The organism is Asticcacaulis sp., assembly GCA_024707255.1.
Classification (GTDB): Bacteria; Pseudomonadota; Alphaproteobacteria; order Caulobacterales; family Caulobacteraceae; genus Asticcacaulis.
In genome coordinates this window covers 715,829-729,678 of record JANQAC010000002.1, presented here as the reverse complement: position 1 = coordinate 729,678, position 13,850 = coordinate 715,829, and the positions used below count along the sequence as shown (strand labels likewise).

Sequence of the window (13,850 nt, the reverse complement as noted above, 5' to 3'; positions counted from 1 at the left end):
GTCAGTCGTTTTTGTGCTCGTAGACGATACGTTTGTCGACGCAGTAACCGCAACCGTCACCGGTAAACTTGCGGGCGGCTGTCGCATCGCCCTTGAGCCGCCAGTTCAACCAGGCCGTGACGATCTCGGCGCCGATACCGCCATTGGGTTCCATATAGGTGCCGCCATGGCCGACGGGGATATCGACATAGGCCGCCGGAATCTGCGAGATACGGCTGTAATCGTCACGGCCGTTGGCATAGGCGATATCCTCCGGCCCACCCATGACGTAGATGACCGAACCATGCAGATCGGCGAGCATTGCCTTGTTGACGTTTAACCTGGCGATCGGATTGGCCCCATTGAAGACGCCGCTGTTCATGATGATGAAGGTGGATATGCGCGGGTCCTTGGCGATGGCTATGGCCTGCAAGCCACCACAACTCCAGCCGGATGCCGCGATCTTTCCGGGCGCCAGGCGATGATAATAGGGGCTGCCCTGCCGGTCGTTCTCGCGCACCGCCCAGTCGATCGCCTCGGTCAGGGCTTCGGGCGCGGTCGGCGCTTTCAACTGACCATTGCCCGGTTGAGCCGCCTCAGTCTGCGGATGCTGCGACGGTATGACGCCCGGTGCGATGACCAGATAGCCATGTGAGGCGATTTCCAGCAGGTGGTTGCGCGAACTGGTGCCATCTGTGCTGCATCCGCCATTGCCAAAAACGTAGACGCCGAGCGCCCCCTCTTTCACCGCCGCCAGGTTTTCCGGACGATAGACCACATGATTCGGCAGGCCCGCATCTTCTTCAAAAATGGCGGGATAAGCGCCTGAACCTTCGCTAGCGAGGGCGTTTCCCGCCACGGCTGCGAAAACCAGTCCCAGAAAGAATGCTCGTTTCATTTTCATGATCCTCACCATTTCAAGGCTCCAGCGACTGGCCGGAGGTCACGGTGATCGCAGCCGCCACGCCCGCCGCCTTGGCCAGGCCGGCGCGTTGCTGCGGCTGCCCGCCGCCCAGCCAGATATTGACCTTGCCCGGTTTCACCGAGCGTGACCCATCCGGATTGACCGTACTGAGGGCGCGGCTGTCGAGCGTGAAGCTGACCGTCTTCGTCTCGCCCGCCTTAAGATGGACGCGGCCGAACCGGGCCAGGGCGCGGATCGGAACATCCTTTTCTCCCGGATGGCTGAGGTAAAGCTGAACCACCTCGTCCCCGTCCATCTGGCCCCTGTTGGTGACGTCAACCGAGACCGTGAATTCGCCGCTTCCACTGACCTTGCTGGCCGACAGCTTGGCAGGCGCATAGCTGAAGCGGGTATAGGACAGGCCGTAACCGAAGGGGTAAAGCGCCTCGCCCTTGAAATAACGATAGGTACGGCCCTTCATGCTGTAGTCGCTGAAGGCCGGCAACTGATCAACCGAGCGATAGAAGGTGATCGGCAGGCGGCCGGCCGGGCTGTAATCCCCGGCGATCAGCCGCGCCACGGCCGCACCGCCCTGCCCACCGGGATACCAGGCCTCGACAATGGCCGGCACGTTTTTGTCCGCCCAGTTGACGCCAAGCGCACTGCCATTGGTCAGCACCAGCACCACCGGCTTGCCAGCGGCCGTTACCTGCTCCAGCAGCTTTTGCTGCACCGGCGGCAGGTCGAGGCTGGTGCGGTCGCCGCCGGAGAAGCCCTGTGTCTCGACGTGCATTTCCTCGCCTTCGACGCGCTGCGACAGGCCGGCCACAAAGATCACCACGTCAGATGCTTTTGCGGCCGCCACCGCTTCCTGTGCGCCGGTGTCGGACGGCAGACTCCACAGCAGCTTTTCGTCGCCGGACGCCTGCCTCTGGAAGGATTCGACGCGGATCTTGTTGTGGCTGCCCGCTTCCAGCCGGATCGTGCCGGTGGCGATGGAGGGACGCCAGTCGACCCGCCAGGCGTCTACGACAAGCTGGTCGTTGATCCAGATGCGGTAACCGCCGTCGGCATCGTAACGGAAACGGTATTCGCCGCTTTCCGGCGCGGTCAGGTAGCCGTCAAAGCGCACCGCCCCGCTGCGCAGTTCACCGGACCAGGCCAGGCGCGCGCTCGGCTCCGCCGCGGTGGTCTGCGCTGTGCCGGACGTATCGGCGGCGGCAAAATGGCTGGCCGTCACGCCCATTTCGGTACAGCCCTGATTGCGGCAGAAGGCGCTGTCAGGCACAGGGATCATCACCGGATCGATCAGACCGGACCCCTTGGCATAGGTTATGGTGGCGTCGGGGAAGCGATCGCGGATACCGGCCAGGACCGTCACCGGATGCGACGGATCGCCGTTATAGTTGCCGATCAGGGAGTCGATCGAATCGGCATTGGGACCGATCACGGCGATCGACCGCGGCTCTGCCTTCAAAGGCAACAGATTGCCGTCGTTCTTCAGCAGGACCATGGCGGCTTCGGCGACCTGCTGCGAAAAGTCGCGGTTGGCCTGGGTATCGTAATCCGCCGCCGTGATGGCGGGGAAAACCTTGGCCGGCGGATCGAACTGGCCGAGACGGAAGCGGGCCGTGAACAGCCGGACCAGAGCCGTATCGACGGCACTCTCCGGCAACAGGCCGTGACTGACCGCATCGATGACGTGGTCGGCCTCATTGGCATTGCCGCAGATCAGATCGGTGCCAGCCAGATAGGCGGCGGTCACCCCCTCCTCCGGCGTCGGGCGGTAGAAGTGCGAGGTCTTGTAATAGATGTCGCCCACGGCGTCGCAGTCGGACACGACAAAGCCCTTGAAGCCCCAGTCCTTCCTCAGGTGGGTGACCAGCAGGTCGTCATTGGCGCAGGCCGGCTGGCCGTCAATGGCGTTATAGGCGCACATGATGGAGCCCGCCTTGCCTTCGGTGATCGTCGCCCGGAAGGCCGGCAAATAGGTATCTTCGAGATCGTAACGCGACGGCGAGACATTATCGCGGTGGCGGCCGGACTCGGGGCCGCTATGGACGGCGTAATGCTTGGGCGTCGCGACCGTGCGATAATAGACCGGATCATTGCCCTGCAGGCCTTCGACATAGGCCACGCCCATGCGCGAGGTCAGGTAAGGATCCTCACCATAGGTTTCCTGGCCGCGCCCCCAGCGCGGATCACGGAAGATGTTGATATTGGGAGACCACACGGTCAGGCCGCGGAACCAGTCGGTGCCGCCGAACCTGTGGCGGCTTTCCAGGTACTTGGCGCGGAACTCGACGCTGACCGTATCGGCGACCTGATGGACGAGCGGCGCGTCAAAGGTGGCGGCCAGGCCGACCGCCTGCGGGAAGACCGTGGCATGGCCGGCGGCGGCCACCCCGTGCAGCCCTTCGTTCCACCAGTTGTATTCGCGGATACCGAGGCGCGGAATCGCCGGCGCGTCATTGATGAGCTGGGCGGCCTTCTCACTGAGAGTCATGCGCGACACCAGATCGGTGGCGCGCTGCTCCGGCGTGCGGGTCATATCCTGATAAGGCGGGCGATCGAGCGGGTTCTGCGCGTGAGCGGCTGCCCCCATGCACACCAGCAAGGTGATCGCCGAAGTGGTCAGTGCCCGCAAGGCGGCATTGTGACGTCGTTCCATTTCCATTCCCTGTTCTTATATGGCTCAGGCGCGGGTGAATTCGTACAGCTCGACGCTGATCGGCGCGATCTTCAGTCCTGCCGTCGCATTGAAGGGGCTTTCGGCAACCAAGACCTCCGGGGCCTTGCCCACCTGGTTTTGCGCCTCCAGACCGGTGCCGGTCAGTTTCCAGCAACGGCCCGTCTTGCGCGCCTTGAAACCTTCGAGGCTGATCTGAAGGCTTTGCGGCTGCTCCGTCGCATTGACAACCGCCACCACAAGCGCCTTACGGTCCGCCGTCAGGGCGGCGGAGAGATCGAGCGGATAGGTGGCGCTGCCGGCATTAACGCGCGGCTGGTCGCCCCCGGCCGGATATTCCGGCGCCGGTACCGGCGAATTGCCGGTCACGGCCACGGGAATGGTCCCGAAGTGCTGGTTGTACATCTGATACATCCGGCCCGTGGCGCTGATGACCGACCGCGTGCGGTCGAAATCCATCCAGCCGGTGGCCATGGTGTAGCCCGCCATGTCGATGAAATCGGTATGGCGGAAGAATTCGTGCAGGCACATGCCCAGGGCCGGGCAGGTCTTCAGGGTCTGGCGGAAGCTGTAGGCGTATTCATCGAAGAAGACCTTGACCTTGCCATCGTTCAACTTCGGGAAGCGGCGCTTGTACTCTTCCCAGCATTCCACCATGGTCAGGACACGATTGGCCGGCTGGCGTGCCCATTCGACGAGCGGCCGCTCGACATCAAACAGCTTGCCCGTCTTGATGTCGAACTTCTTGTTTTCCGGTGGATAGGCGTGGGTGGCCAGGGCGTCGAACTTGCCCCAGGCATTGGCGAACATGCCATAGGCCCAGTCGCGCTCCGATCCGAACTCGACCTGGGGCTGGCCCTCGATGAAGATGCCCTGCCCCGTCGTCATTTCATCGGCGAAGCCGCCCGGCGCGATGATATAGATCGACGGATCGACCTTGCGCATGGCGTCGGCAAACAGGGTGTGCTTGATGGCATACTGTTTCATCGGGATGTGGCCCATCTGCCAGTGGCCGTACATTTCATTGCCGATGTTCCAGTATTTGACGCGATAGGGCTCCGGGTGGCCATTGGCGGCGCGTTTGGCGCCCCATTCGGTATCGGCGGCGCCGTTGATATATTCGACCTGTTCCGCCCCCGAACGCGGCTCGTCGAAGCCGGTGCTGACGGACCAGCTCGGTTCGGCATTGATCATCTGGCACATCTGCAGCAGTTCATCGACACCGACATCGTTCGGCTGCGGGAAGTTCCACACCGGATCGAGGATCGGCGGGCGCTTGTCCGGATCGCCGATGGTATTCTTCCAGTCATAGCTGGAGATGAAATTGCCGCCCGGAATGCGCAGGATCTTGCAGTCGATCTCCTTCATCAGGGCGATGGTATCGGCACGGAAGCCCTTGATATTATCGGCTGGCATCAGCGACACGGCGCCGAGCCGGAAAGCCCCCGTGCCCGTCCCGGTGATTTCCAGGCGCGCGGTTTGCGTATCGAGCGGACAGGAAAAATGCAGCGGCACCGTGTTCCAGTCCTTCCCTGCGGCGATTTTCACGACCTGACGGTCGCCCGCATCCTCGCCCCAGACCAGGGTGGCAGCGATATCGGCCTGGCCATCGGCGGCAACCACCACCCGTCCGGTATAGTCCTTTTTGGCCAGAACCAGACCCGACTGGGCAATGCCGCGTGCCTCCGCGCCCGCCAGCGCGATGACAGGCGACTGTTCGCCGACATAGGGCGCGGCGGTATCCATGGTGACGGCACTGTCCGGCCCGACCGGCACCCAGGCGTTCATATCGCGCATACGGCCCGCCTGGCCTTGCGGCTGAGGTGCGGGCTTGCTGCTGATGACGTTGAAGAACTTGCGGTCGTCGAGCACTTCGCTCCACAGGCTGTGATTGATCAGATTGCCGATATGTTCAAGAAAGCCGCCGTAAATAAACGGATTGATCGGCGCACCTGCCTGGCCGGCCAGGATCGTCGACGCTATGGAAGAACGGGTCTGGCCCAGGGCCGGAAAGCCGGCGAACAGGCTGGCGGTGGCGCCGGTCAGAAGGGCCTGGCGGCGCGACAGGGTGAGCTTATTTTCAGTATGCATGGTAACCTCTAGATCCAGGAAAAGAATACGGCCCACTGAACACCAGCAGGCCTTGGTGGTTACAAACTAATGGCGATTACGGTTACGGATGACGGGGCGAGCTGGACAACCGCCTGGCCGTCCTTGAGCTTGACCGCTGCCGGCTTGGGCGCGACCGTATTCGGCGCTTCGAAGGTATTGGCGGAATCCATCTTCGGCGCCGCCCGGGTCTTGCCGGTCACGGACTTCGCCTTGATGCCCAGGAAAGCGGTGTCGATTTCCACAGGCCGGTTCGGATCGATATTGGTCAGCGACACGTAGAGCTTGCCGTCAGTTCCTTTCGCCGCGATCGCATCGACCCGCGGCAGGCTGATATCGCCGTAGGTATATGTGCCGGCATCCAGCTTGACCGGGATGAAGGTCGCGTCCTGGAAGGGGACATACATTTCAAAGACGTGGTAGGTCGGCGTCAGCAGCATCTTGTCCTTGTCGGTCAGGATCATGGCCTGCAGCACATTGATCATCTGGGCGATATTGGCCATGCGGACACGATCGGCGTGACGGGCGAAGATATTGATATTGAGCGCAGCCAGCACCGCGTCGCGCTGGGTGTTTTGCTGCATCAGGAAGCCGGGATCGGTGCCGGGCGTGGGCGCATACCATGCGCCCCACTCGTCAACCACCAGCGCGACCTTCTTCTCCGGATCGTACTTGTCCATGATCGCTGAGTGTCTGGTGACCAGATCCTCCATGCCCAGGGTATCCTTCAGGATGACAGCATATTCCTTTTCCCCGAAGCCGGTGGCTTTTTGCGAGACAGGGAAGCCGCCGCCCGTTGTATAGGAATGCAGCGACAGGCCTTCTATGCCCCATGCCCAGCTCCTGCCCTGATAGGCTTTCATGACCGCCTCGGTATAGGCTGTGTCGCCGCCGTTCGGTCCGACCGCGACGCGCTGCATCGGCTGGGCAGGATTATAGTTGCGATCAAAGCGCGCGTGCATCTTCATCTGGCTGACATAGAAATCGGGCGTCATGCCGCCGCCGCAATCCCAGCTTTCGTTGCCGAGGCCGACAAACGCCACCTTGTACGGCTCCGCGTGGCCGTTTTTCGCCCGTTCCGCGCCCAGGGCGTCCCCCGTGCTGGACGTCATATATTCCAGCCACTCGGCGGCTTCGCTGACAGGCGCAGAGCCGACATTGACCGAGACATAGGCTTCAGCGCCAACCTGATTGGCAAAATCGAAGAACTCGTCGGTGCCGAAGGTGTTGGGTTCGATCACGCCGCCCCAGTTGGCGTTCATCGAGGGCTTGCGCTCCGGGCCTATGCCGCGGCGCCAATGATATTCGTCGGCGAAACAGCCGCCCGGCCAGCGCACAACCGGCACCTTGATGGCCTTGAGCGCCGCCACCACATCGTTACGAATGCCGCGCGTATTGGGGATGGGGAGTCCTTGCCGACCCAGATTCCTTCATAAATGCCGCTACCGAGATGCTCGGCGAACTGGCCGAAAATCCGCCGATCGATCTTTGCGCCCGGCTGGGCGGCGTCGACCGTGACTGCAACGCGATCCTGCGCCATTGCCGGCGCGGTCAATGCAGCCACTGATACGGCTGCGGTTAGAACAATCGACTTCATAGTACCTCCCTGTTTCAACCCCACCTGGTGGAGCTTTTTCTGGCTGCGGCTCACGCCGCCATTATGATAGCGCTACCATCTTATGACAAAACAAACTGCTGCCAAGATCATATCATCGCGCGCGATAGAAACGAATTTTCACCGCCGGTTTCCCGTCTTGTGTCACAATATCCAGCCGCGCCACGAAGGCCGACTGATTGAGCCACTGATAGCGGCCAAGCGGCGCTTCAAAGATGGGCGTCAGCAGGAACGGTGCAGACTCAGACGCCGTCTGAGGGCACATTGGCCCCTGGTTGCGAACATTGATCACCGCGTCATCATCGGTCTGAAGCATGTAATCCGCCGTCGCCCATACGCAGCCATCGGCGCGCTTAAGCTGCCAGTCCCAGCCGCCAGGCCGCACGATCCCCTTAAAGCCGGCACCGTCGCCTGGGCCATCAAACGTTCCACCGGTAATGGGAATGATATAGCGCTCACCCATCGGCGTCGGGCCCGGATTGACCCCCTCGCCCAAAAGGACGGTTTCCTCGAAGACAAATTCGAGATGCGGCGCCAGCGGCTCAGAGGTCTGCGCCTGCGCAGGCAACGCAAGCCAGACGATGCCGGCTATAGCAGCCACGCACAGCCGTCCAAATCGGGCGATAAGGCGGGTCATGGCTTGGCCGGCCCAAAGGCCAGGTGCGCGGCAAAGAACGGCAGGACATGATTCTGGAAGCGGTCCGCCACGCCACTGACGTGATCTCCGTCATACAGCGCAAAGCTGTTGACGATATGATAGGCAGTAAGTGTGTCGCTCAGGGCTTTCGTGTCCGTCTTCAGCCCGTCGCGGTCACCGACATCGAAGGCAATCGCTGTATAGCGGCGCATGTTCGGAATATACTGATGCACCATCGATAAGGGCGCATTCGCCGCCCAGCGCGCAATGACATCCGGCTGCGCCACACCGCCCTTTGTCGGCAAATCCATGTAAAAGGGCGGATTATTGGGATTGGGAGACCAGGCCGAAGACACTGCCAGGGTGGCGCGGGCGAAAAAGCCGAGCGATTTGGCTTCCTCGGGTGTTTTCACCGCTTCAAGCGCCTCCCCCTCTTCGGGCGAGGGCGCGCCGCGCGCCGAGAGACAGCACGGGCTCATGACATAAAGCGCACTGAAGACTTCCGGGTGCTTCATGCCAATACGGATCGTGCCGTAGCCGCCCATGGAATGCCCCGCCAGGCCACGGCTCTCCCGTTGCGGCAGGGTGCGGTAATGGCTGTCGATATAGGCCACCAGATCTTTCGAGATAAACGTCTCCCAGTCGCCGGTGGTTGCCGAACTGGAATACATGGAGCCGTTATGCAGGGTCTGGGAACTCGGCAGCACAATAATCATGCCCTTCACGCCGGCCGCATAGGCGCCTTCGATTGTCTGCGGCGTTTTGATTTCCTTCGACCATATCTCGTTATTGATCGAATAGCCGTGGAGGGCATAGATCACCGGATAGCGTTTCTGGCTGTCCTTGTCATAGTCCGGCGGCAGATAGACGGTCACGCTGCGGTCAGGCGAATTGCCTTCGAGATTGCCTTCCAGGGCCTGACTGTGAACCGTAATCTGCTCGGTCCGCACTGATTGCGCGGCCACAGGGTGCGCAATGACCACAGCCAGAACCACGCACAGGCTTGAAAACAGCCGCCGCATACCATCCTCCCTGGAATTTTTATCTCTTTCTTATTTCCTCCGACAATATCCGCTAAAAATCAAGGCACGAATTCATTCACCCAACCCAATTTTGGAAACTTTTTTTATTAGCGGAATATTTTAAAGTCGGGAAGTTTCTATTTTTTCCATTAAAATCAAATTATTATTCAAATTTAGCCTGTTTAAATTCATGAAAAGAAGCAAATTTATTTCTCATTTTGGCGAAAACCGGAACCAAACCCGATTGACGGAAATTGTCCGATATAATAGCGTTGTGACCGCTAACATGAGTTGGCGCTATTCTCCCCGTCCCTGGAGAATGGCAGTTCGTATTTTCTTCCTGACTGCTCTTTGTCTACGGAGCATGAGGTGGGCGCATTTTCGGGATGCGCCCTTTTTTTCGATACAGTAAGCGCCCTGACGGGCTTAGGACTGATTTCGCGTTACGACCAAACCAGATAAACTAAAAAACAAATACAGAGGAATGCCATGAAAGCGGAAATTCACAAGCCATTCGCTGCGCGACTGGTTCATCAGTTGCTGACCGGCGTCGGCGCGGCCGCCATTGTCCTGACCTGCGCGCTCACCTCTCCGGCCCATGCGCTGGATGACAAGATGACGCCGATCGCCACCCCGGCACAGCCCAATGCCATCGAACTGGGCACTGGCCCCCTGCCGGGTACTACCGCCAAGGAAGCGTGGCACAGCCAGTACGGCAGCGTGTTCGCACGCAATGTTACGGTCGCTACACTCACCCCTTTCCTGCCTGATCCTGCCAAAGCGACTGGCGCCGCCGTTATTGTCGCCCCCGGCGGCGGCTTCATGACCTTGTCCATGGAAAACGAAGGCTGGCAGGTCGCTCAGGCGCTGGCTGACCACGGGGTCGCCGCGTTTGTGCTGAAATATCGCCTCAACCCCACGCCGGAAGACATGGGCGCGTTCGAACATTCGATGGCTGAAATGTTCTCAGGCGCCGCGCGTCCGCGACCGCCCGCACAGCAGGATCCGGCGGCAGCCCTGGCGCCCCAGATCAACGATGCCCGCGCCGCCTTCGCCCTCGTTCGTTCGCGGGCCGCAGAATGGCACATCGACCCCGATCGCGTCGGCATGGTCGGCTTTTCCGCCGGCGCCATGCTCACCCTGTCTACCGCCCTCTATGGTCAGGACGCCAAGCCGGCCTTTATCGGCGATATCTATGGTCCGCTGATGCCGGTCACCGTGCCGGCCGATGCGCCGCCGCTGTTTGTTGCCCTGGCTAGCGATGATCCGTTCTTCGCCAACGCCGGATATGGCCTGATCGACAACTGGCGCGCCGCCAAACGCCCGGTCGAATTCCACCTGTTCGAACAGGGCGGGCACGGCTTCGGCATGTACAAAAAAGAAACCACGAGCACAGCCTGGTTCGATGAGTTCGTGCTGTGGCTGGGCATGCACGGCTATCTGAAACCGAAAGCGTGATTTAAACAGACTTAAGCCAGCAGGAATTGCAAACATTAAAGGGGAGGCCAATGTTGAAAATGACGAGGACCAAAACAACACTGGCTTCCATCCTGTGGCTGGCTGCGGCCTGCGCACTTCCTGCCCTCGCCGATCCCCTGCGTACACAGCCCATGGCCGCCAACGGCGACGGTACCTACAACAATCCGCCCCTCTATGCCGACTTCCCCGACCCCGACATCATCCGGGTCGGCAGTGACTTCTATTTCGCCACAACTACTTTTGCCAACACGCCCGGTCTGACCATCCTGCACTCCAAAGACCTGGTAAACTGGGAATATGCGGGCCATGTCATGCCTCGCCTGGACGGACGCGATGCCTAGACCTGAAGGGCGGCACGGCCTATCGAGCCGGCGTCTATGCCCCCAGCCTGCGCTATCACAACGGCGTGTTTTATATCGTCGTCACACCGAACGGCCAGAACACACAGAATCTACCGCACGACCGACATAAAAGGACCATGGACCTATACCGAACTCGATCGCGCTGCTTTCGATCCCGGCCTGTTTTTCGACGCTGACGGCACGGGCTATATCGCCACATCTGGCGGATGGGACGGCACACTCACGCTCCTGACGCTCGATGTTGCCTATTCAAAGATCGTTGCGTCCAAAGAGGTCTATTTTAACAAAGGCGCCGAAGGCTCGAAGCTGATCCACCGCGGCGACTGGTATTACCTGTTTAACGCCATCCCGTCGCGCCTGGGCATGACGGTTTCACGCGCGCACAAGCTCGAAGGCCCATGGGAAACACGAAACCAGATTGATGACACGACCGGCGGCCATCAGGGCGCTCTGGTCGATCTGCCGGATGGCGGCTGGTATGGCTTTGTGATGGTCGATGCCGGCGCCATTGGCCGCATGACGCAGATCAGCCCCGTCTTTTGGGAAAACGACTGGCCGGTATGGGGAGCGCCCGCCGCGCCTGGTCGCGTGCCTTTGTCAGCCGCCTTGCCCCTGCCCGCGCACCCGGAATTAAGACTGGCGACATCGGATGACTTCAGCGGCGCCACCCTCGGCCTCCAGTGGCAATGGAATCATAATCCCGACAACAGCCGCTGGACATTGACAGAACGTCCAGGCTTTCTGAGACTTAAAGCCACAAAGGGAGAGGCTTTCTGGACGGCACGCAACACCTTGACTCAAAAAGGCTTCGGTCCATCCAGTCAGGCCGTGGTGCGACTGGACATCTCACACCTTCAACCCGGCGACCGGTGCGGTGTCGGCACGCTCGGCAAATACAGCGCCCAGGCAACGGTTGAAACCACTGCAAATGGCCACCGCACCTTGGCTCTCAACCTGGGTGAGGATACAGTCGATGGGCAAAAAGCCACTGTTCTGGCGCCGCCTCAGGCACTGAACGGCGGCGGCCTGTACGTGCGCACAGATATGGACTTCAAAACAGACCGCGGACACATTGCCTACAGCCCGGACGGCGTCGCCTGGACACCGCTCGGCGGCGATTTCCCGCTGGCCTACGACTGGCGCACCGGCACCTTCCAGGGACCGCAATTTGCCTTGTTCTGCTTCAATCCGGTTCCAGGTGACGGTTATCTGGATATTGACAGTTTCGACCTGACCATCAGCGCCTCAAAAACATCGCCGACAACTCCCTGATCCATGCCCCCACACCAAAGGGAACCCCGGGGCGGATTGAACCTGCCATTCACAGCGATTTGCCGGAAAATTCTCAGTTATTGCTCTCTATGGCTTTCGCCACGGATAGCCGAGTCCGCAATTGCCATGTGGGGGTATCGCCTAACGGGGGGCACTTGAACGTACCCCCGGAAATACCCCCAACTTGTACGGATAATCCCGGATACAAGTGGAAACGACCGGACAGATACCCGGCTAACACATCAGATTTTAAAGGATTTTTCAATCATCGCCGGACCCAGGCGGAAGGGAGAATGGTGGGTGGGCACGGACTCGAACCGTGGACCCGCTGATTAAGAGGCTGCGGTTTGCCGCACCTATTCAAACACATAGCTCCAAACCGGAGCCAAAACCGTGTGTTATAAATCAATAGGTTATGCGACTTTTGCAAACCAGAAATGCGGCGCGATATGAGCGCCGCACATCTCGGTTTCGCTGCCGATCTCAGCGCACAATATTACCGCCTCTCCGCCTCCGCAAAGAGCGTCTTGGTCCAACTTGCTCACCTCGCGGATGGGCGCACAGGCCAATGCAGTCCCAGCCAGCCAGACTTAGCGTTCATGACCGGCATGGCGCCGTCAACCGTGTGCCAGGCGCTGAAGTGTCTCCGCGAGGCCGGGCTAATTTCAACCCATTCCCAGAATTCCCAGACGCGTGGCTGTCTGCCCAACGTCTATGAGGTGCATCTGGACGTTCTCATGGCCATGTGCGCTGCCCAACCCTCCCCTGGTGGCGTCATGAGCCACGAGGCAACATCATGGGCGATGAACATTCGCGGTCTGGAGCCGGCCACGAAGCTGATCCTGCTGGTCCTCGCGGATTGTCACAACCCTGCGCAGGGGTGTTTTCCCGGTCAGGACTACATCGTTTCCGTCACTGAGATCAGCGAGCGGAGCGTTAGAACGCACCTCAAAATCCTCGAAACATTGGGGCATATCACGCGCGAACGGATCACCGGAGAGGTCGGCCAGCGGCTCGGAACGCGGTATCATTTGGCCTTTGAAAACAGCCTACCGGCAACATCTGCCGGTAGGACTCCTACCGGCAAAATCACGCAAACCCTACCGGCAAAATCGAGCAACCCTACCGGCAACTGTTTGCCGGTGATAATGAACCGTAAAAGAACTATACCCCCTAAATCCCCCTTTGAGGAAATCGGCTACAGCCAGCGTAAAACGCCACCGAGAAGGCGGGCTCAGGAAAAGCCCGCTCTCTCGGTTCCGCTGGAGCAATGGACGCTTGGTCGCTGGCGCACCGCAATGAACGTTTTTGCGCTGAAGAAGGGTTGGCCGGCTGAATGGGGGCCAAGCCCTGACTCGGCAGATTTCCATGCGCCTACCGAACTACTGGAGTTGTTCACTCACGTCACTCACGACTTCGGGATATCGTACCTATACGACGCCAAGGTCGGCCCGGATGGCTCGATCATTGCGGCGACAGAGACCGCTCACGAACGTCTAAGCCAGCATCCAGCACTCAAGGGCATTCGAGTGATAAGCCCTCTCACGGCCCGCGCTGTGACCTCGCAACCAACGTCAACGGCATAGGGGGGCAGTCAAAAGTCTGGCAGGTCGATCAACAGAAGACCCGCGTCCCCCTCATCCGTAGATTTTTTTTCCGGCTCAAACAGTTTTCTGGCTGTGGTTACCGGGAGGGTCAGACGGGTGAAAACTATCCCACTGAATTAATTGATAATTCTTGGCGGCCATAGCCCTACCGGAGGTTTTTGGCTGTATTTTTTCC

The 13,850-nt window shown here is 60.1% G+C and carries 9 protein-coding genes and 1 pseudogene; 4 read left to right on the top strand and 6 right to left on the bottom strand.

The features are described from left to right. Nucleotide 1: 1 nt before the first annotated feature. The 6 genes from NVV72_14730 to NVV72_14705 all read right to left on the bottom strand — a co-directional run bounded on the left by NVV72_14730 (nt 2) and on the right by NVV72_14705 (nt 8,955). On the bottom strand, nt 2-877 hold the full coding sequence (locus NVV72_14730; GenBank protein MCR6660528.1) for a hypothetical protein: 876 nt from the start codon (nt 875-877) through the stop codon (nt 2-4). 19 nt (nt 878-896) lie between these two features. Continuing rightward, nucleotides 897-3,554 (bottom strand): glycoside hydrolase family 3 C-terminal domain-containing protein, encoded by a 2,658-nt coding sequence (locus NVV72_14725; protein MCR6660527.1) that lies wholly within the window; start codon nt 3,552-3,554, stop codon nt 897-899. Between the two features lie 24 nt (nt 3,555-3,578). Beyond that, nucleotides 3,579-5,663, bottom strand: a complete 2,085-nt coding sequence (locus NVV72_14720; GenBank protein MCR6660526.1) for an alpha-L-arabinofuranosidase — start codon at nt 5,661-5,663, stop codon at nt 3,579-3,581. Between the two features lie 59 nt (nt 5,664-5,722). Then, entirely contained in the window at nt 5,723-7,051 is a 1,329-nt protein-coding gene (locus NVV72_14715; protein ID MCR6660525.1) for an alpha-N-arabinofuranosidase, read from the bottom strand. A gap of 339 nt (nt 7,052-7,390) precedes the next feature. Next, nucleotides 7,391-7,933, bottom strand: a complete 543-nt coding sequence (locus NVV72_14710; protein ID MCR6660524.1) for a DUF3237 domain-containing protein — start codon at nt 7,931-7,933, stop codon at nt 7,391-7,393. Continuing rightward, nucleotides 7,930-8,955 (bottom strand): alpha/beta hydrolase-fold protein, encoded by a 1,026-nt coding sequence (locus NVV72_14705; protein ID MCR6660523.1) that lies wholly within the window; start codon nt 8,953-8,955, stop codon nt 7,930-7,932. Before NVV72_14705 ends, NVV72_14710 begins: the two co-directional genes overlap by 4 nt. Before the next feature lie 615 nt (nt 8,956-9,570). On the opposite strand from NVV72_14705, the gene NVV72_14700 reads away from it, so the two are divergent. From NVV72_14700 to NVV72_14685, 4 genes and pseudogenes are all read left to right on the top strand, one after another. Next, nucleotides 9,571-10,413 (top strand): alpha/beta hydrolase, encoded by an 843-nt coding sequence (locus tag NVV72_14700; protein MCR6660522.1) that lies wholly within the window; start codon nt 9,571-9,573, stop codon nt 10,411-10,413. Nucleotides 10,414-10,565: 152 nt separating this feature from the next. After that, nucleotides 10,566-11,342 (top strand): annotated as a pseudogene (locus tag NVV72_14695) (glycoside hydrolase 43 family protein). A 42-nt stretch (nt 11,343-11,384) separates the two neighbouring features. Further along, a complete protein-coding gene (locus NVV72_14690; GenBank protein ID MCR6660521.1) occupies nt 11,385-12,068 on the top strand; it encodes a hypothetical protein in 684 nt (227 codons plus the stop codon). Nucleotides 12,069-12,517: 449 nt separating this feature from the next. After that, nucleotides 12,518-13,654: a helix-turn-helix domain-containing protein gene (locus NVV72_14685; protein ID MCR6660520.1), complete on the top strand. Its 1,137-nt coding sequence runs from the start codon at nt 12,518-12,520 to the stop codon at nt 13,652-13,654. The last annotated feature ends 196 nt before the right edge of the window (nt 13,655-13,850 follow it).

Coding starts and splice junctions, on each gene's coding strand:
- NVV72_14705 (MCR6660523.1), bottom strand. CDS start 8,955: ATGCGGCGGCTGTTTTCAAGCCTGTGCGTGGTTCTGGCTGTGGTCATT.
- NVV72_14710 (MCR6660524.1), bottom strand. CDS start 7,933: ATGACCCGCCTTATCGCCCGATTTGGACGGCTGTGCGTGGCTGCTATA.
- NVV72_14730 (MCR6660528.1), bottom strand. CDS start 877: ATGAAACGAGCATTCTTTCTGGGACTGGTTTTCGCAGCCGTGGCGGGA.
- NVV72_14725 (MCR6660527.1), bottom strand. CDS start 3,554: ATGGAACGACGTCACAATGCCGCCTTGCGGGCACTGACCACTTCGGCG.
- NVV72_14685 (MCR6660520.1), top strand. CDS start 12,518: ATGAGCGCCGCACATCTCGGTTTCGCTGCCGATCTCAGCGCACAATAT.
- NVV72_14720 (MCR6660526.1), bottom strand. CDS start 5,663: ATGCATACTGAAAATAAGCTCACCCTGTCGCGCCGCCAGGCCCTTCTG.
- NVV72_14700 (MCR6660522.1), top strand. CDS start 9,571: ATGACGCCGATCGCCACCCCGGCACAGCCCAATGCCATCGAACTGGGC.